This window comes from Paraburkholderia elongata (assembly GCF_013177735.1).
GTDB classification, from domain to species: domain Bacteria; phylum Pseudomonadota; class Gammaproteobacteria; order Burkholderiales; family Burkholderiaceae; genus Paraburkholderia; species Paraburkholderia elongata.
The window spans coordinates 1-18,780 of record NZ_WOEZ01000109.1 but is presented as its reverse complement, the minus strand read 5'-3'; the positions used below and the strand labels follow the sequence as shown (position 1 = coordinate 18,780).

Annotated in this window: 14 protein-coding genes and 3 pseudogenes; 16 read left to right on the top strand and 1 reads right to left on the bottom strand. The window is 60.6% G+C overall.

The window, feature by feature from the left end:
• The first annotated feature begins 128 nt into the window (after positions 1–128).
• From GNZ13_RS20670 to GNZ13_RS20630, 10 genes are all read left to right on the top strand, one after another.
• A complete protein-coding gene (locus GNZ13_RS20670) occupies positions 129–515 on the top strand; it encodes a response regulator (RefSeq protein ID WP_172167642.1) in 387 nt (128 codons plus the stop codon).
• Positions 508–3,015 (top strand): ATP-binding protein, encoded by a 2,508-nt coding sequence (locus tag GNZ13_RS20665; protein WP_172167641.1) that lies wholly within the window; start codon positions 508–510, stop codon positions 3,013–3,015. Before GNZ13_RS20670 ends, GNZ13_RS20665 begins: the two co-directional genes overlap by 8 nt.
• 388 nt (positions 3,016–3,403) lie before the next feature.
• Positions 3,404–5,140, top strand: a complete 1,737-nt coding sequence (gene poxB / locus GNZ13_RS20660; RefSeq protein ID WP_172167639.1) for a ubiquinone-dependent pyruvate dehydrogenase — start codon at positions 3,404–3,406, stop codon at positions 5,138–5,140.
• Between the two features lie 9 nt (positions 5,141–5,149).
• Positions 5,150–5,371 carry a cytochrome ubiquinol oxidase subunit I gene (locus GNZ13_RS52480; protein ID WP_328807263.1) on the top strand — a complete coding sequence of 74 codons (222 nt, stop codon included), beginning with the start codon at positions 5,150–5,152 and terminating at the stop codon, positions 5,369–5,371.
• The gene (locus tag GNZ13_RS20655; RefSeq protein WP_328807262.1) at positions 5,326–5,949 is read left to right on the top strand and encodes a cytochrome ubiquinol oxidase subunit I; all 624 of its coding nucleotides are present in this window, start codon (positions 5,326–5,328) and stop codon (positions 5,947–5,949) included. Before GNZ13_RS52480 ends, GNZ13_RS20655 begins: the two co-directional genes overlap by 46 nt.
• Positions 5,891–6,232, top strand: a complete 342-nt coding sequence (locus GNZ13_RS20650; RefSeq protein WP_172167638.1) for a cytochrome d ubiquinol oxidase subunit II — start codon at positions 5,891–5,893, stop codon at positions 6,230–6,232. Before GNZ13_RS20655 ends, GNZ13_RS20650 begins: the two co-directional genes overlap by 59 nt.
• A gap of 385 nt (positions 6,233–6,617) precedes the next feature.
• Positions 6,618–6,863 carry a hypothetical protein gene (locus GNZ13_RS20645; protein WP_172167636.1) on the top strand — a complete coding sequence of 82 codons (246 nt, stop codon included), beginning with the start codon at positions 6,618–6,620 and terminating at the stop codon, positions 6,861–6,863.
• A gap of 20 nt (positions 6,864–6,883) precedes the next feature.
• Positions 6,884–7,627, top strand: coding sequence for a (Fe-S)-binding protein (locus tag GNZ13_RS20640; protein WP_172167635.1), 744 nt, complete (start codon positions 6,884–6,886; stop codon positions 7,625–7,627).
• Entirely contained in the window at positions 7,624–9,000 is a 1,377-nt protein-coding gene (locus GNZ13_RS20635) for a lactate utilization protein B (protein WP_172167633.1), read from the top strand. The genes GNZ13_RS20640 and GNZ13_RS20635 overlap by 4 nt, the downstream gene beginning before the upstream one ends.
• Complete coding sequence (locus tag GNZ13_RS20630; RefSeq protein ID WP_172167632.1) at positions 8,997–9,590, top strand: LutC/YkgG family protein; 594 nt, start codon at positions 8,997–8,999, stop codon at positions 9,588–9,590. Before GNZ13_RS20635 ends, GNZ13_RS20630 begins: the two co-directional genes overlap by 4 nt.
• A 94-nt stretch (positions 9,591–9,684) precedes the next feature.
• On the opposite strand, the gene GNZ13_RS20625 is transcribed toward GNZ13_RS20630, so the two are convergent.
• Entirely contained in the window at positions 9,685–10,425 is a 741-nt protein-coding gene (locus GNZ13_RS20625; protein ID WP_172167705.1) for a response regulator, read from the bottom strand.
• A gap of 483 nt (positions 10,426–10,908) precedes the next feature.
• Between GNZ13_RS20625 and fumC the strand changes: the two are divergent.
• The 6 genes and pseudogenes from fumC to GNZ13_RS51580 form a co-directional block, all read left to right on the top strand.
• Positions 10,909–11,067: pseudogene (gene fumC / locus GNZ13_RS20620) on the top strand (class II fumarate hydratase); the annotation flags it as partial.
• A gap of 32 nt (positions 11,068–11,099) precedes the next feature.
• Positions 11,100–14,291 (top strand): efflux RND transporter permease subunit, encoded by a 3,192-nt coding sequence (locus GNZ13_RS20615; RefSeq protein WP_172167630.1) that lies wholly within the window; start codon positions 11,100–11,102, stop codon positions 14,289–14,291.
• 23 nt (positions 14,292–14,314) lie between these two features.
• A complete protein-coding gene (locus GNZ13_RS20610; RefSeq protein ID WP_172167628.1) occupies positions 14,315–15,514 on the top strand; it encodes an efflux RND transporter periplasmic adaptor subunit in 1,200 nt (399 codons plus the stop codon).
• An 11-nt stretch (positions 15,515–15,525) separates the two neighbouring features.
• A complete protein-coding gene (locus GNZ13_RS20605; RefSeq protein ID WP_172167626.1) occupies positions 15,526–16,944 on the top strand; it encodes an efflux transporter outer membrane subunit in 1,419 nt (472 codons plus the stop codon).
• A gap of 190 nt (positions 16,945–17,134) precedes the next feature.
• A pseudogene (locus GNZ13_RS20600) lies at positions 17,135–17,353 on the top strand (IS5/IS1182 family transposase); the annotation flags it as partial.
• A 1,068-nt stretch (positions 17,354–18,421) separates the two neighbouring features.
• Positions 18,422–18,613, top strand: a pseudogene (locus tag GNZ13_RS51580) (IS6 family transposase); the annotation flags it as partial.
• Positions 18,614–18,780 lie beyond the last annotated feature (167 nt).

Sequence of the window (18,780 nt, the reverse complement as noted above, 5' to 3'; positions counted from 1 at the left end):
CAGTTGTAACGTTCCGCGGCAGCGGTGAAACAGTTGCGTGACTTTCGGTGGCTTTAATACCGACAAGGGGTGCCTGCGGCAGACTCCCCCGGACCCTTGGTAATGCGTTGAAAAGCGGTATTTGGACTATGGAAACCAAAACAGATATTCTCATCATCGAAGACGATCCGTTCATGCGCGACCTGGTTGCACTGTCGCTGCGGGACGCCGGATATCGCGTCTGCGAGTGCACGGGACAACGCGCGCAACACCTTCACGAAACGGTCTCCGCGAAGGTCATCGTCGTAGATCTGAACGAGCCCAGACACAGTTCGATGAAGACCATCGACGCGTTGCGTGTGCGCTTTCCGGCGGCGTTGATCGTCGCGATTTCGGGCTACTTCGGGGCCGGTGCAGCAACGGCCGACGCGGTGATCCGGCAGCTCGGCGTGGACCGTGCGCTCGCAAAGCCGTTCGATTGTAACGACCTCGTCGCTTCAGTCAAGGCGTTGCTCGAGCCGCTTTCGAATGACTGAACCCTCAGTGAAGAGATTCGACATGATCGATACGGAACGGGTGAGACGCAGCTTCGCGTGGCCCACCAGATACTGGCTCATCGCGCTTGGTGGCGGTCTGCTGATCGTCTTGCTGTGGATCGGCGCGGCGGCCGACATCATGCGGTCCCGCCGGCTCACGCTCGAGTACAACGATCGCGAGCTGTCGAGTCTCGTGAGCGCGCTCGCGGAGCAGGCTGCTCGTTCGCTGCAGGGTGTCGAATTCATTCTGGGCCGCACGTCCGTGTGGGCACTCGACCCGAGACGCACGCAGACATCGACCGACGACGTCCGCATGTTCCTTCGCCAGGAGATCGACGGCGTGCCGCAAATCCGCCAACTCGAGATTTTCGATGCGGCCGGCAACCGGGTTGCGACTACATTCGCAGCGATGAAACCGGTGAACGTCGCGGGCCGCACGTACTTCCAGCAACTGCAGCGTGCGACGGGTAACGCACAGGTGATCAGCGAGCCCATCGTGAGCCTCGCAGACGGAAAACCGACGTTCGCAGTTGCGCGGCGGCTCGAAGATGCACAGGGGCACTTCAGAGGCATCGTCCTCGCGCTCATCGAGAACGAGTATTTCCGCAAGTTCTACGAACAGGTCGATCTCGGTCCCGGCACCGCGATCCGCCTGCGGCGCACGGACGGAGCACCCGTCGTGGTGTTAGAGAACCGTCCGGCGGACCTGCCGTCAAAGCGCATCCTTTCGGTGCAAAAACCGGTGCCTGGGTTTCCGCTTAAGGTCGAAGCCACGCGCGACGAAGCCGTTGCACTCGCGACGTGGCGCACGTCGACAATCGATGAGCTGGTCGGCGCCGCTGCGCTGTCGCTGTTCGTCGTGGTGCTCGCGATCGCGCTTGTCAGACAGCTACGAACCCTGAGGCAGGTCAACCGGCGCTTGCAGTCGAGCCAGCAGCACTGGCGCGCGGTATTCGATAACGCGCCGGTGGGCATCCTGCTGCTGCGACCTCACGATTACTATCTGGCCGCCAACCCCGCATTCCAGCGAATGGTCGGTTATTCGATGGCTGAACTCGCAGAATTGAGAGCCGTGGATATTACGTATCCCGACGACATCGAACTGACGCGACGGCACATCGACCAGCTGCTGCGCGGCGAACACGACAGTGTGCGTTTCGAGAAGCGCTATCGGCATCACGACGGCCGTGTGGTCTGGACCAACATGAACATAGCCCGCGTCACAGTGTCGACGGAATCGTCTGATCGGGCGTCGCTGCTACTCGAGGACGTGCTCGTCGCCACCGTCGAAGATGTGACGCAACGCCGCGAGGACGAAGCGGCGCGCCGCCAGCTGGAAAGTCAGCTCCGGCAGTCACAGAAACTCGAAGCGCTCGGCACGTTCGCAGGCGGCATCGCTCACGATTTCAACAACATCCTCGGCGCGATACTCGGCTATGGAGAGCGCGCCCTGGATGCTGTCGGGGAGGGCACGCAGGAGCGGCGCTATATCGAGCAGGTGCTGAATGCCGGCGATCGCGCACGGTCGCTCGTCGAGCGCATTTTGACCTTCAGCCGCAGCGGAATCACGACCCGGGTGCCGGTTCATCTCCAACCGGTGGTCATGGAAACCATTGAGCTATTGAAGGTGCGATTGCCGGAAACCATTCAACTCGAGGTTCGACTCGATGCGCGGGATGCGTTCGTAGCTGGCGATCCTGCGCATATGCATCAGGTCGTCATGAACCTGTGCAGCAATGCGGTTCACGCGATGCCGGGCGGCGGCACGCTCCGCGTCGAACTGACGCTGGAGCACCTCGATACGCCACGCTCGCTGTCGCATGGCGCGACCGGTTCGGGCGAGTTCGTGCGTCTCACGGTGCACGACACCGGCGTCGGCATCCCGCCCGATCTGCTGGAGCGCATCTTCAATCCTTTCTTCACCACGCGCAAAGCCGGTGAGGGTACGGGGTTGGGTCTCTCGCTCGTCGAGGGCATCGTGCGGGAATACAGCGGTGCTGTGGACGTGCAAAGTGTCGTCGGTCAGGGCACGCATTTCGAGGTCTATCTGCCGGTGATCGACGATGTGGCCGTATCGGTCAGCCAACGCGAAGCGGCGTTGCCGCATGGCGGCGGGCAGACGGTGCTGCTCGTCGATGACGAGGAGGCGCTCGTTGCGCTCGGCGAAGAAGTGCTTGCGGAGCTTGGTTACGAACCGGTCGGTTTCGTTTCGAGCGAGGCGGCATGGCAGGCGTTCGACGCGAATCCCCAGCGCTTCGATGCGGTGATCACCGATCAGACCATGCCGGGTATCACGGGACTCGAACTGGCCACACGTATTCGCGCGGCTCGCCCTGACGTTCCGGTGATTCTTGCCAGTGGGTATAGCAGTGTCGCCCTGGAACGCGACGCGAAAGCGGCCGGCATCGCCGATGTGCTGCGCAAGCCGCTTCGGCAAGCCGATCTTGCGTGGGCGATGAGCCGTGCGTTTTCGCAGCGGGACAACGAAGGGGCCGGATGATGTGTGATCGGCCCCGGACCGGGGAGCTACGCCGGCAGTCTGCGACGTGGTGATTTCAGTTTATTGATTTGAGAAGCGAGGAACGTGTTCTGGTGCGTTCTTCCGGGTTTCACCAGAACCACAGGTATTGTCAGTCATGAACCTTCGGCACTTGAGATTATTCGTTATGCTAACTGATGAACTGAATTTCAGTCGCGCCGCATGAAGGCATGCCTGGTGCGCCTGTGGGCCGACTCTATAAGAAAAAAAGACATAGAAGCATAACAAGCTGGTCTTGGACCGTCCCCGGACGGATTCGTAACACGACCCGACGATCTTCCGTTGCGATCTGACGTCGAGACGGGCACGTCCGGGCCGTCAGTCAATCTTTATTTACTGGAGAATTGCAATGTCAATGACCGTAGCGGAGCAGTTTGTCGAGGTACTGGTGGCAGCAGGCGTCAAGCGGGTGTACGGCATCGTCGGCGATAGCCTCAACGGCTTGACCGACGCAATCCGCCGCCACGGAGGGATCGAGTGGATCCATGTGCGGCACGAAGAAGTGGCCGCGTTCGCCGCGGGCGCCGAAGCGCACCTGACGGGTTCGCTCACTGTCTGCGCCGGCAGTTGCGGCCCGGGCAACCTTCATCTGATCAATGGCCTGTTCGACTGTCATCGTTCCGGAGTTCCGGTGCTGGCGATCGCTGCGCATATCCCGTCGCGGGAAATCGGCAGCGGCTACTTTCAGGAAACCCATCCGGAGTCGTTGTTCAAGGAGTGCAGCCACTACTGCGAACTGATCTCGAGCGCCAACCAGATGCCGCGTACGCTGGAAATTGCGATCCGCGAGGCGACCGGCAAGCGCGGCGTGGCGGTGGTCGTGATCCCTGGCGACGTCGCGTTGCAGCAGGCGGTGGACGCGCCGCAGCCCTCGCCAGCGGGCCTGTTGCCGCCGCAGGCGGTCGTAACGCCGGCCGAAGCCGATCTCGACCGGCTGGCCGCGATTCTCAACGGGCAGGGACGCGTGACCATGCTGTGCGGTTCGGGTTGTGCGGGCGCGCACGATGAAGTGGTGGCGCTGGCCGAGCGGCTGAAAGCGCCGATCGTCCATGCGTTGCGCGGCAAGGAGCACGTTGAATGGGACAACCCGTACGACGTGGGCATGACCGGCCTGATCGGATTCTCATCGGGCTACTACGCGATGCTCGATTGCGATCTGCTGCTGATGCTGGGAACGGACTTTCCGTATAGCCAGTTCTATCCCCGCAAGACCGGCACCCGCATCGTCCAGATCGACATTCGCCCTGGTAATCTCGGGCGCCGCACGCCGATCGATCTGGGCATTGTCGGCGACGTGACGGCGACGCTCACGGCGCTCATGCCGAAACTGCAGGAGAAAACCGACGCCGCGCATCTCACGCAAGCGCAGCAGCATTACCGGAAGGCGCGCAAGGATCTCGACGCGCTGGCGCAAGCCGGTGCCAGGAAGTCGCTGATCCATCCGCAGCAAGTCGCGAAGGCGATCAGCGACCACGCTTCGGAAGACGCCGTGTTTACCTGCGACGTTGGTCTTCCGACGGTATGGGGCGCACGCTACCTCGCGATGAACGGTAAGCGCCGGCTGATGGGATCGTTCTGGCACGGCTCGATGGCCAACGCAATGGCGCAGGCGATCGGCGCACAGGCTGCCTTTCCCGACCGCCAGGTGATCTCCATGTCGGGCGACGGTGGCTTCGCGATGTTGATGGGCGATTTCCTGAGCCTTGCGCAACTGGGGCTGCCGGTCAAAGTAGTGGTCTTCAACAACGGTGCGCTTGGCTTCATCGAACTCGAACAGAAGTCCACCTCGTTCGTGCCGATCGGCACTGAGCTGAATAACCCGAATTTCGCCGCGATGGCCGAAGCGGTCGGAATCCGCGGTATCCGCCTTGAAAAGCCAGACGATGTCGAGCCCGGCATTGCCGCGGCGTTCGCCCACGACGGTCCGGTGCTGATCGACGCGGTCGTGAACCGGATGGAGCTGGCGATGCCCCCCGCGGTCAACCTCGAAATGGCAAAAGGGTTCTCGCTTTATATGGTCAAGGCAATCCTGAACGGACAAGCGGACCAGGTGATCGATCTCGCGCAAACCAACCTGTGGCGCTAGGGGAGTGAGATGGACACCACCGCACTCATGCTGTCGCGACTGCAATTCGCCTTCACCGTATCGTTCCACATCATCTTCCCATCGTTCACGATCGGACTGGCGGCGTGGCTGACGGTACTCGACGCCCTGCACCTGATCACCGGGCGGCCTGCGTACCGCCGGGCTTCTACCTGTTTTCCACCGCGATGGTGGCGCTCGGCACAACGCTCTCGGCGTTCTGGATCATGGTGAACAACAACTGGATGCAGTATCCGGTGGGCTACATCATCCAGGGTGGCGTCTACGTGCCGGACGACTGGTTGAAGATCATCTTCAGTCCGGTCGTCTGGGTGCGGTTTCCTCATATGTTGCTGGCGGCTTACGTTACTGGAGCGTTTTGTGTGGCCGCGACCGGTGCGTGGTACACGCTGCGCAGGATGTGTCCCGCCGAAGCACGCATCATGCTGCGCATGGGTCTTCTGCTCGCGGCGATCCTCGTGCCGGTTCAACTGCTATTCGGACATCTGGTCGGCGACTATGTGCACCGCTATCAGCCCATCAAGTTTGCGACGATCGAGGCGCGCTGGCACGACGAACAACCCGCATCCGAAGTCCTGCTTGCGTGGCCCGACTCAGCCCATGAAAAGAACGACTATGCGATTTCGGTGCCGGTGCTGGGCAGTCTGATTGCGTCGATGACGCTCGATTCGAAGGAGGTCGGTCTCACTGACTTCGCACGCAGCGAGCGTCCGCCGATCGTCATTCCGTTCTTTGCATTCCGGGTCATGGTGGGGTGCGGTCTCATCATGCTGCTCGTTTGCACTGCATGAAAGCCTCGCGATCATGCACCGCTGGCTCGACCGTCCTTATCTTTTCATCGTGCCGCTGGTCGCGCTCTTTGCAATCGGCGGGACCCTGACCGGTGTCAGGCGAAGGCGCGACAACCAGCCGTTTCTGATGATCGTGCTGCTGTTCATCTGTGCGTACGCGACGTTTGCGATCTCGTTCTGGCCGTACATGATCCCTTTCTCGCTCACCGTTGCACAGGCAGCGAGCCCGCATGCAAGCCTCGCTTTCATGTTCTGGGGGAGGGCCTGTTCGTATTCCCTTTGATGCTGATCTACACGATCTGCAGCTATAGCGTATTCAAAGGCAAGGTCGATCTGACTTCGGGTCACTACTGACGCTAGCGCGGGGCGCGAAACGCGCCGGTGTTCGCGGAATTGGGCATGCAAGCAACCAGGCGAGCGTACCGCCATGTCACTCGATCACCCAACAGGTAGTTTATGAGGAATTCCGAATGAAGCTGCGTGTGAACGGCATGGACGCTCTGTGTATGGTGCGCGCTTCGGGTTACGCGTCGGAACGAACGGTCGTTCATGTATGCGACCCGGGCAGCCAGATTACGGATGTAGCGCAAGGCGCGCGGTTTGCAACCTGTCCGCAATCGGGGAGCGAGAAACTTCATTGCAAGACGAACTTGCCATGAGGTATCGAGATGCAGCCGCTTCTTTCCGTTGTAACCCGCGTACGCCGTCGCGGCGCGACACCGTCAAGCTCGCCGGCCCGCTGGTTTGCCCGGCTGCTTCGCGCCGCGCTAGTGACGCTCAATGCCGCCGCGGCATCGTCATCTGAGCAAACGTTCCTGATCTGGAACGCACTCGCACTCGCGGTGCCACAGCTTCTCGCCCATCTCGATGCGTTCCATGCCGCGCTCGCGGCAGGTTCGTCCCGTTGGAACTAATCCTTGCCGCCGGAGACACCATGAAAGTCGCCTTGTTCGTTCCCTGTTTCATCGACGCCTTCTTTCCGGACGTCGGCGTCGCAACACTCGAGCTTCTCGAGCGATTTGGTTGCGATGTCGACTTTCCGCTCGAACAGACCTGCTGCGGACAACCCATGGGCAATAGCGGTTGCGAGAAAGACGCCGCTGCCACGGAAGCGCTGTTCGTCGAGAATTTCGTCGGTTACGACTACATCGTTGCGCCGAGCGGCAGCTGCGTGCACCACGTGCGCGATCATTTCACGGCAATCGAACAGACCCCGGAAAGTCGCGCGGTGCGAGCCAACACTTACGAGCTGGTCGAATTCCTGCACGACGTGTTGAAGGTCGACGCGCTTCCCTGGGCCGAGTTTCCGCATAAGGTCGGGCTGCATAATAGTTGCGGAACGCTGCGATCGCTACGCACCGCGAAGATGTCAGAGATTAACGAGCCGTTTTTCTCGAAACCGCTTTCGCTGCTGAACAAGGTCAAGGGAATCGAATTCGTTACGCCCGCCCGGCCTGACGAATGCTGCGGATTCGGCGGCACGTTCTGCGTGACTGAGGAACCCGTCTCTGCACGGATGGGCTACGACAAGGTGCGCGATCACAAGCAGGCCGGCGCCGAATACATCGTATCCGCCGATTCGTCGTGCCTGATGCACCAGAAAGGCTGCTCGGAACGGCTTGGCCTCGATCTGAAGTTTATCCATATCGCCCAGATTCTCAATGGAGCCCGCTCATGAAACGTGTCGATCACGTCAAGGCGTCGCGCGAATTTATCGCCGACGAAAAGCACATCGAGTTCCACGACAAACGCCTGTGGGCTCTGCGGACCTTGCGCGACGAGGCCGCGCACGGCATCGAAGAATGGGAACAATTGCGCTCGCTGGCATCGGGGATCAAGGAGCATACGCTGACGCACCTCGCCGACTACCTCGAAGAATTCGAGCACAACGCGACGAAGAACGGTGTGATCGTGCATTGGGCGAAAGATGCGGAAGAACACAACCGCATCGTGCACGAGATTCTCGATAGTCACGGTGCAAAGACGCTCGTCAAGAGCAAGTCGATGCTTACCGAGGAATGCGGAATGCGCGAGTACCTCGAACCGCGCGGCATCGCGGTCGTCGAAACTGACCTGGGCGAACGGATCCAGCAGCTCGATCACCAGCGCCCCGCACATATTGTCGTGCCGGCGGTTCACAAGCTCGCATCCGACGTCTCCCGAGTGTTTGCTAAAACCCTTGGGACCGATCCGGACAACAACGACGTGCATTACCTCGCGCAAGCGCAGCGCGACGCGACCCGGCCGCTGATCCTGAACGCCGAAGCCGGGATGACCGGCTGCAATTTCGCGGTCGCGGAAACCGGTGGTATCACCGTATGTACGAACGAGGGCAATGCCGATCTCAGTGCAAACGTGCCACCGTTGCACATTGCATCGATCGGCATCGAGAAGGTGATTCCGAAACTCGAGCATCTCGGCGTATTCGTTCGCATGCTGTCGCGCAGCGCGCTCGGCTCACCGATCACGCAGTACACGTCGCATTTCCGTGCCCCGCGCAAAGGCGGCGAAATGCACTTCGTGCTGGTCGACAACGGCCGTTCAGCACGGCTCGCGATGGACGACTTCTGGTATTCGCTGAAGTGCATCCGCTGCGGCGCCTGCATGAATACGTGTCCGGTCTATCGGCGCAGCAGCGGTTTGAGTTACGGGGGCGTCTACTCGGGCCCGATCGGCGCGATCATCAATCCGACCTTCGATCTGAAGAAATACAGCGCGTTGCCGTTTGCTTCGACGATGAACGGTAGCTGCACGAACGTCTGCCCGGTCAAGATCAACATCCACGAACAGATCTACAAGTGGCGCCAGATCGTCGCCGAGAAGCACGAGCTGCCGTTCGTGAAGACGCAGGCGATGAAGGTAGCTGGCAAGGTGCTGTCCGAGCCGAAGCTGTATCGCGCCGCGATCAAGGCTGCGGACACCGCCGTCGCTAAGTTGCCGCGTGCCTTCATCTACAACCCCTTCAATGCGTGGGGCAAGCAACGGGAAGTGCCGGACGCGCCCGAGCAAACCTTCCGCGACTGGTACCTGAAAAACAGGAAAGCAAAATGAGCAGCCGAAACGCTATTCTCTCAAGTCTGCGCGGCGCGCAGCGCACGCCGGCCACGCTACCCGACGTGCCCATGTTCGACGCCGGCCTGCCGCCGGCACTGGAAAAATTCAAGGAAACGTTCGCCGGTATGGGGGGAATCTGGGCGGACAGGTCCGTGGACGGTGATCTCGACGCCCAGATCCACGCACGCTTTCCGGACGCGAAAGTGATCTGCTCGGCCGTGCCCGAAGTGGCTGGTACGCGACGCATCGAAGAGGTCCGTGACCCACACGAACTGAACGATGTCGATGTCGGTATCGTGCGGCCGCGGTTCGCGGTCGCCGAGACCGGGTCGATCTGGCTCAGCGAAATGCAGTATCAGGTCAATGCGCTTGGCTATCTGTCGCAGCATCTCGTTGCGTTGGTCGATCCGTCCGACATTGTCGGTAATCTGCACCACGCTTATCACCGGTCCGAATTCTTCGCTGCGAACTACGCGGTGCTGATGAGCGGACCTTCGGCGACCGCCGACATCGAGGGCGTGCTGATTCGCGGCGCACAGGGGATCCGGTCGCTAACGGTCATTCCGGTCGCGCGTGGAGCCGGCTGACGGATGCGGGCGCGTATGAGTGGCGTCGTAATTCATATGAACGTTGAACCGGCAGCACGCGCAAACCCCAGGACTTGTAGCGGCCGAACGGCGCTTATGAGGCCGCAGCGCTAAGTTTGTCGACGCTCACCGCGAAGATGTAGCCGGCGCCGCGTTCGGTCTTGATGTAGGCGGGGTGCGATGGGTCCTCTTCAATTTTGCGGCGCAGCCGGAGGATCTGGACGTCAATTGACCGGTCGTATACGTCGTCGTAAAGACGGCTCGCTTCGAGAAGCTGCTCGCGCGTCAGAATTCGCCCCGGGGAAGCGAGAAACGCGTTGAGCAGGCAGAATTCGCCGTTGGTGAGCTCGACTCGCTTTCCGTCCGGCGACGTCAGCCGGCGCGTGCCGATATTGAGCTCCCATCCCGCGAAGCGATACGCGCGCGCGTCGACTTGACGGCCCGTCAGCGATTGCGTGGCCGCTGTCCGGCGCAACACGGTGCGGATGCGCGCAAGTAACTCGCGCGGGCTGAAGGGTTTGGTGAGGTAGTCGTCGGCGCCGAACTCGAGCGCCATCACGCGGTCGGCTTCGTCGAGCCGCCCGGACACGACGATGATCGGCAGCGACGACTGCTCACGGAGTCGGCGGGCGATTTTCATTCCGTCCTCGCCCGGCATCCGCAGGTCGAGCACGACCAGGTCGATCGCGTATTCCTCCAGCGCCGCAGTCATTTCCTCACCGTCGGCGGCGACGGTTACCCTCAGGTCGTTGTCCGACAGATACTCGAAGATGAGATTGCGAATGGCTGGATCGTCGTCTACTGCAAGTACATGTGGAAGATTAGACTCGCTTATCACTTTAAGCCTCGTTGCAAAGCGGGAACGCTGCACGGTCGTGCCGCCATGTGCGGCAGACTAGTGATCGGATTGATCGCCATGACGGATTGCATATTATAGCGACTGGATGACGCGAGCACAGAACGCACTGCGGAGCGGCGACCAGGCGTGAGTGGCGCTACGCACCCAGGCCTTCGAGGCTTGGGAAAGCGTGACGTGCGCTCCAATGCTGGGGCGCCTTGCAGCTTAAATTAGGTTTCCTCAAATCATTCATGTTCGGCCGCTTGTCAACCGATACTTTGACAGTACCAAGCAACCATAGCTTTCGCAAACAACCTTCTTCCGATTTCCCGGCGACTGAAGCTCCCGATTGATGACGCTAGATCAATTGAGACGATTGCATTCCGCGCAAGCGCGATCGAATCATTTCATTTGCAACCGAACACGCTCGTGTTTGAAACCCTCGGGTAATGGCCTGTTGATGTAATTCAGTCATCGGATGTGAACGCAGCGACCGCCGTCGCGCCGGCGGTCGGCTTCCGCAAGGAAACGGACAGCACGGGTGTTGTCAATGTTCCCGCCGACAAGCTGTGGGGCGCGCAGGCCCAACGTTCGCTCGAACACTTCAGCATCGGCGGCGATCTGATGCCGCGCGAAATCTATTACAGATAGCCTATCTCCTAGGAACTTCCATGTGGATTGTCAAACTGGCGCTGAGCAGGCCTTACACCTTTATTGTTCTAGCGATCCTGCTGTTCATAATGGGACCGCTTGCCATCATGCGTACGCCTACGGATATTTTCCCGAATATCAATATCCCGGTGGTGAGCATTGTCTGGTCGTTCAACGGCTTCTCCGCGCAAGACATGGCGCAGCGAATCACGTCGAACTACGAACGCGCGCTCACTTCTGACGTGGAAAATATCGAACATATTGAATCGCAGTCGCTGAACGGCGTCTCGGTCATCAAGATCTTCTTTCACCCCGGCGCCGATATCAATCGCGCTATCGCAGAAGCCGGTTCGAACGCCGAATCCCTTCTTCGTATCCTGCCCCCGGGCACCTTGCCGCCGAACATCATTACGTATAACGCATCGACCGTGCCTATACTGCAACTCGGCCTGTCGAGCAACACGTTGCCGGAGCAAACGCTCTATGACCTTGGCAACAGCTTTATCCGTACACAGCTTGCTACTGTGCAGGGTGCTGCCGTCCCGCTGCCCTTTGGCGGCAAGATCCGCCAGATCATGGTCGACATCGATCCGCGTTCAATGGAGGCAAAGGGCTTGTCGCCCAGCGACGTGGTCAACGCCGTCAATGTGCAGAACCTGATCCTGCCGGGCGGCACGGCCAAGATCGGCTCGCGTGAATACAACGTGCAGATGAACGGCAGCACCGACAGCGTCGCGGCGCTCAACAACCTGCCGATCAAGACGGTCAAAGACGGCGTGGTTTATGTACGCGACGTCGCGCAGGTGCGCGACGGTTATGCGCCGCAGACCAACATCGTGCGCAGCGAAGGCAAGCGCGCCGCGCTGCTCACTGTGGAGAAGACCGGCAGCACGTCGACGCTGACGATCATCAGTCAAATCAAGGCCATGCTGCCGAAGATTTCCGCCGGCTTGCCCCAAGCCCTGCACATCACGCCGCTTGCCGACCAGTCGGTATTCGTGAAGTCAGCCGTGACGGGTGTCGTCCGGGAAGCCCTGATCGCCGCATGCCTTACCGCTCTGATGATCCTGCTGTTCCTCGGCAGCTGGCGCGCGACCCTGATCATTGCTGTCACCATTCCGCTTTCGGTGCTGGCCTCGCTGATCGCGCTCTCGGCGCTCGGCGAAACCATCAACATCATGACCCTCGGCGGCCTGGCGCTGGCGGTCGGGATCCTGGTGGACGACGCCACCGTGGCTATCGAAAACATCACGCACCATCTGGAGAACGGCGCACCGCTGCATGACGCAATCCTCAACGGATCAGGTGAGATCGCGGTGCCGACCTTCGTTTCAACGCTCTCGATCTGCATTGTGTTCGTGCCGATGTTCCTGCTTTCAGGCGTGGCCCGTTACCTGTTTGTGCCGCTGGCTGAAGCCGTTGTGTTCGCAATGTGCGCGTCGTACTTCTTCTCGCGCACGCTGATCCCGACGCTGGCGATGTATCTGATGAAGGCACCTTCGAAGGACGGCCAGCCGTCGCGTGGACCGTTCGCGTTCCTGAAACGATTCCAGATGGCGTTCGAACATCGCTTCGAACAGCTGCGCCACGGTTACAAGGGAACGCTCAGTCGCGCAATCGAGAATCGCCGCCGGTTCCTGCTGGTCTTCATGCTGCTTTGCGTGGGTTCGCTCGCGCTCGTGCCCTTCACAGGCCGCGATTTCTTCCCGTCGGTGGATACCGGTGAAATCCGCCTGCATATGCGTGCACCGACTGGCACCCGAATCGAGCAGACGGCGCGTATTGCAGACGAAGTCGAAGCGAAGATCCTCACCGTCATTCCAAAGTCGGAAGAGGCCGCCTTGCTCGACAACATCGGCGTTCCGGTGAGCGGCATCAACCTGACCTATGACTCATCGGCGCCGGTTGGAACGGCGGACGCCGACATCATGATCACGCTGAAGTCAGGACATGCGCCGACCGCGGACTACGTCGCCAAGCTGCGCAACGTACTGACCGCCTCCTTCCCCGGCACCACCTTCGCGTTCCTGCCGGCGGATATCGTCAGCCAGATCCTGAACTTCGGTCTTCCCGCGCCGATCGATATCCAGATTGTCGGCAACAAGCTCGACCAGAACCGCGTTGTTGCGAACAATCTGCTGGCGAAACTGAGATCCGTGCGCGGCCTCGTCGATGCCCGTATTCAGCAGCCGGGAGACGAGCCCGCGATCAACGTGGACGTCGATCGCACCAAAGCGATCCAGGCTGGCCTGACGCAAAAGGACGTTGCGCAAAACCTGCTCATCGCACTGTCGGGCAGTTCGCAGACCACGCCGAACTTCTGGCTCGATCCGAAGAACGGTGTGAGTTATCCGTTGATGACCGAAGTGCCGCAATACGACATTCATTCGCTGCAGACGCTCGCGAACGTGCCGCTGACGCAAGCTGCGGGCTCGACGGCGCCGCAAAACCTGCTGGGCTCGCTGGGCACGATGTCGCGCGGCACGCAGCAAGCCGTGGTCTCGCACTACAACGTGCAACCGGTGCTCGACATCTTCGCCTCGGCGCAAGGACGCGACCTCGGTGGCGTGGCCTCCGACGTGACCACGCTCGTCGATAAGGCGCGGGCACAGTTGCCCCCCGGCTCTTCGATCGTCCTGCGCGGCCAGGTGCAATCAATGAACGAGTCGTTCAGTGGCCTGGCGACGGGACTCGTATTTGCCATCGTGCTGGTGTACCTCCTGATGGTCGTGAACTTCCAGTCGTGGATCGACCCGCTCATCATCATCAGCGGCTTGCCTGCGTCGCTGGCGGGTATCGCATGGATGCTCTTTGCCACGCACACCACGCTCAGCGTTCCCGCGTTGACTGGGACAATCCTGTGCATCGGCATTGCGACGGCCAACAGCATTCTCGTCATCAACACGGCGCGCGAGATGTTGCAGGGCGGCTCAGCGCCGCTGACCGCTGCGCTTGATGCCGGCTTCAGCCGTTTCCGTCCCGTCCTGATGACCGCGCTCGCGATGCTTATCGGCATGTTGCCCATGGCGCTTGGTCTCGGTGACGGCGGCGAACAGAATGCGCCGCTCGGCCGTGCAGTGATCGGCGGCCTGGCGATTGGCACGGTCTCCACCCTTCTTTTCGTCCCGGTCGTTTTCGGCATGGTCCACGCGTGGATCGAAAAGCGCCGCTTGAAAAAAGCCGCGGCGCAAGCCACTCCGGCCATCCAGTGACTGCCTTTAAAGGAGCTTAGAAAATGGACCATCAAAACGACCTGCATGAACCACAGACCTCGGCTGACGAGATCAGGCCTGTCGCGCGGCGACGCTTCGTGGCGCCGCTGACATTCGGCGCCATCGCTGCCGCGCTGCTTGTCATCGGCATTGTTCCGAGATTGCACGCAAGCACCGCGCTGACCTCGCAAGCCGCTGCGCAAAACGCGTTGAGCGTCTCCGTCATCAAGCCGCGCAACGCCCCTGCGACCCAGGAGCTTCTGCTGCCCGGCGCCGTGACGGCCTATGCCGATGCTTCGATCTACGCCCGCACGAGCGGCTATATCCAGCACTGGAATGCCGATATCGGCACCCCGGTTAGGGCCGGGCAAACACTGGCTATCATTCAGACACCGGAACTCGATGCTCAGCTTCATCAGGCTCGTGCCGACGAAGCGACGGCACAGGCCAATTTCGAATACGCCAAAGTCACCGCGCAACGCTGGCAGGACATGCTGAAGACGCAGTCGGTCGCGCAACAGGACACTGACACCAAGGTCAGCGACATGCGGGCAAAACGCGCCATGCTGCAGTCCGCTCAGGCCAATGTGCAACGCCTGTCCGAGCTTGTCTCGTACGAGAACGTGAGCGCACCCTTCGACGGCGTGATCACGGTACGCAACGTGAATGTGGGTTCATTGGTCACGGCAGGCAGTTCACCGGGCCTCGCCGCGCAGCCCGGTGAACTCTTTCATATCGAGCAGACAGATACGTTACGCATATTCGTCGACGTGCCGCAAAACGATGCGCCTTACGTCACGCCGGGCACCGCGGTTTATCTGAGCGTGCAGCAATATCCAGGCAGGCAGTTACCCGGAAAGGTCGCGCGCAGTGCGGGCGCGATCGATCCGGTGAGCCGCACGTTGCACGTGGAAGTCGATGTCGACAACCGCGACGGCGGGCTGATGCCCGGCGCCTACGCGCAGGTGCATCTGGCCTTGCAGAACAACCACCCGGCGCTGGACTTGCCGGTTAGCGCACTGCTCTTCCGGCCCAATGGCGTGACGGTCGCAGTTGTCGACAATACCGGCAAGACCGCGCTGAAGAACGTGACCATCGGACGGGATTTCGGCACCCACGTGGAAGTCACGACCGGGCTCACCGCCAACAATCGCGTGATCGACAATCCCGGCGACGCTATCAGCCCCGGCGAGCCGGTGCAGATAGCCTCGTCCGCTTCGTGAGGATCGCGACCATGTTCATGTCACCCGCTTCCTTCACCCGCAAGGCACTCGTCGCCTGCGTGAGCGCGGCGCTCGCTGCTTGCTCGACCATGCCTGCTTACGAGAAACCGGACGTCGCCGTTCCGGCGCACTACGCCGGCGCCGGGTGGGCGCCCGCCGCACCCGCGGACACGCAGCCGCGCGGCCCATGGTGGACCGTCTTTGGCGACCCGGAACTGAACCGGCTTGAAAGCCGTATCGATGTCTCGAACCAGACCGTGAAGAAAGCGGTCGCGCAGTTACAACAGGCGCGCTCGCTCGTCGACTATCAGCGCGCCGGTTTCTTCCCGAGCGTGACGGCCGGCGCGTCGCAAACCCGGTTCCGTACATCGCAGAACGTGCAGGGCCATTCGCTTGCGGGCAAGACCATACCTGATTATTCAGCCGGTCTGAACGCTTCGTGGGAACCCGACCTCTTTGGCCGCGTGAAGGACGCAACGGTCAACGCGCAAGCGAATGCCCAGGCAAGCGAGGCCGACCTTGAAGCTGTGCGCCTTTCGATGACGAGCGACCTGGCCGTCGATTACTTCGACCTGCGTTCACTCGATACCCAGAAGAAACTTCTCGACGACACCGTAAAAGCCTATGCCGACGCATTGCGGATCCTGAACGACCAGCTCAAGAACGGCGCAATCGATGCCTCCGCCGTGGCACAAGCCGCGACCCAACTGGAAAGCACGCGGACACAGGACACTGATATCGATGTCCAGCGCGCGCAGCTGCAGCACGCGATCGCCACGTTGATCGGGGAACCGGCATCGACCTTCTCGATCCCATCAAAGGTGGAATCGTTCACAGTGCCGGCCATTCCGGCCAGCCTGCCCTCGCAGCTTCTCGAACGACGCCCCGACATTGCCGCCGCCGAACGGCGCGTGTTCGCCGCCAACGCGCAGATTGGCGAGGCCCGTGCTGCGTTCTTTCCTGATCTCATGCTGTCCGCAAGTGCCGGCCTCGAAAGCACGTTTTTTGCGCCCTGGCTGACCGCATCGAGTCTCTTCTGGTCGATCGGTCCGCAACTGGTGGGTACGCTCTTCGACGGTGGCCGGCGCGATGCCACGCTGAAGGGCGCGAATGCGCAATACGACGGCTCGGTAGCCGATTACCGTCAGACCGTGCTCGTGGCCTTCCAGCAGGTCGAAGATAATATGTCGGCACTGCACTCGCTGGAGAGCGAAGCGGCGAGCCAGCAGCGCGCGACAGCAGCGGCCGGGCTTGCGTTGAAACTCACGACCAACCGGTTTCAGGCGGGTGCGGTGAGTTATCTCGACGTAGTGACTGCCCAGACCATCGCGTTGACAAACCAGCGCACCGCGGACCAGATCGATGCACGCCGGCTTGATGCAAGCGTGTTGTTATTGAAGGCGCTTGGCGGCGGTTGGCAACGGCTCTAGTCACTTCCCGTTGCGGGTCTACCCGAACGATATATCGTAGGACCGGTGTGGGTCGACTCCGGAAATTTGATGCTGCGAGCGGACCGGCAGATTGCCGGCCGTCGAGGAACTTCCGGGTTCGGCCCAGAGTGTGTCAAAACGCCTTTTTGAAGCGCTAGAATTCTTCATCCGATAGCGGAGGATGAGCGAGATGAAGCGGTTCGTTCAAGGCGATAATCGTACGCAAAGCTTTCTGCTTCCCGAAGCGCTCGATGACTACGTGACGGACACCAATCCTGTGCGCGTGGTGGACGTCTTTGTGGACGAACTCGATCTTCAGAAGCTCGGGTTTGACGGTGTCGAGCCCGCGCTGACCGGTAGGCCTTCGTATCATCCGGAGGTGATGCTCAAGATCTACTACAAGGGCTTCCCCATTCAGCACAAGTCCGATGGAGTTCCTGGTGTTGCCTGTTGCGTTGCCTGCAATGTTTGAGAAGGTGAAGGACTGCGATACTACAAACGGTCATGTCGGGCCAATCGCCCGGACCCTGATGAAAGACGCACGCGAGGACCTAATTCATCTATCGGGAACGGATACTCCAGTAGATCTTCCAGGTACTCCCCGCGCGGGTCCAACCCACTTCACATCACTGTTGGCGGCGCAAAGTGATCTTCTATCTATTCATGGTTCTGACCGCCGTGGAGAAGGTCCGATTGAACAATGCGGCAGTGCCGTAGAGCGAAGCAAATCTGTCACTACCCGGCGTAGCACTGGCGTGGAAAATCGCGTGCAGGTTGACATTTTTGCGTACGCACTAAGCGGCGCAAAAGTGTCAATTCGCATATATCCGTATTAAATTCGTCAATTCGCCTCCTACACTTCGAATCCCGTCTTGAAGGCGTGGATCTCATGGAATCGTCCCTCCCGCTGGTCAAGCCGATCGTGCTTGTGCGACCACGAGGCGCGCATCGGTTCGAAGCGTTCAGCCCCAAGCTGCAGCGCCGGATTACGTTCTGTCGACGTTTCCTGCTTGAATTGTGGGTGCTCCTCGAGACGGATCCGGCGGTGGTCGCTTTCTGCGAGCGTCCCGGTTACATACAGATAGAGGGGCGCCCACGTCTCGCGGATTTTCTGGTTCGTTACGTTGACCATGATGAATTGGCAATCCTGACAGATTGTGATATTAACAGCGTGAGCGAGGCTACGAACTCTCACCGTCCGCTTGATGGCAATGCGTTATCCATCCGTCGAGTCGGCCCGGCTGAGCTGGCCGCCGCACGGGTCTGGATTGAGAACTGGCAGCGCATGTTGCCGTATGTTGTCGCCAACCACGGCCTTATCTCACCGACGCTGTCGGAGGCGATTGTGCGGTTCGTTGCTGTGCCTCAGAGATTACTTGCCATCGAGCGTGAGTTTTCGATCGGCGATCCGGTTGGTTCTGTTGCAGTAAGGCGGTCCGCTATGATGTGCGGAACGACACGAACGACTGAAAGCTCGATGAAGACGTTGAATCCGGCGGTGGCCCGAGTGCTCAAACGCCTGCATTATCCGCTCGAGGTGATCCTGACTTGCGTGCGCTGGTACGTGGCTTATCCGCTGAGCCTGCGACACCTTGAAGACATGATGGCTGAGCGCGGCGTTTCGGTCGATCATTCGACTGTGCACCGCTGGGCCATCAAGCGTGTGCCGCAGGCACACGGAAAGGAGGTTCGCGCTGAACTGACGGACTGTGTACAAGCTGCATGAGAGATGAGGGTAGGCCCCTCGGAGTCGGCGTTCAGGCGCGGGCTCCAAACCACCCCAAGCTGCTGCGGTAAAGAGCCGTGGTGGTGAGCGTTGGGGACAAAGCCCGAGGT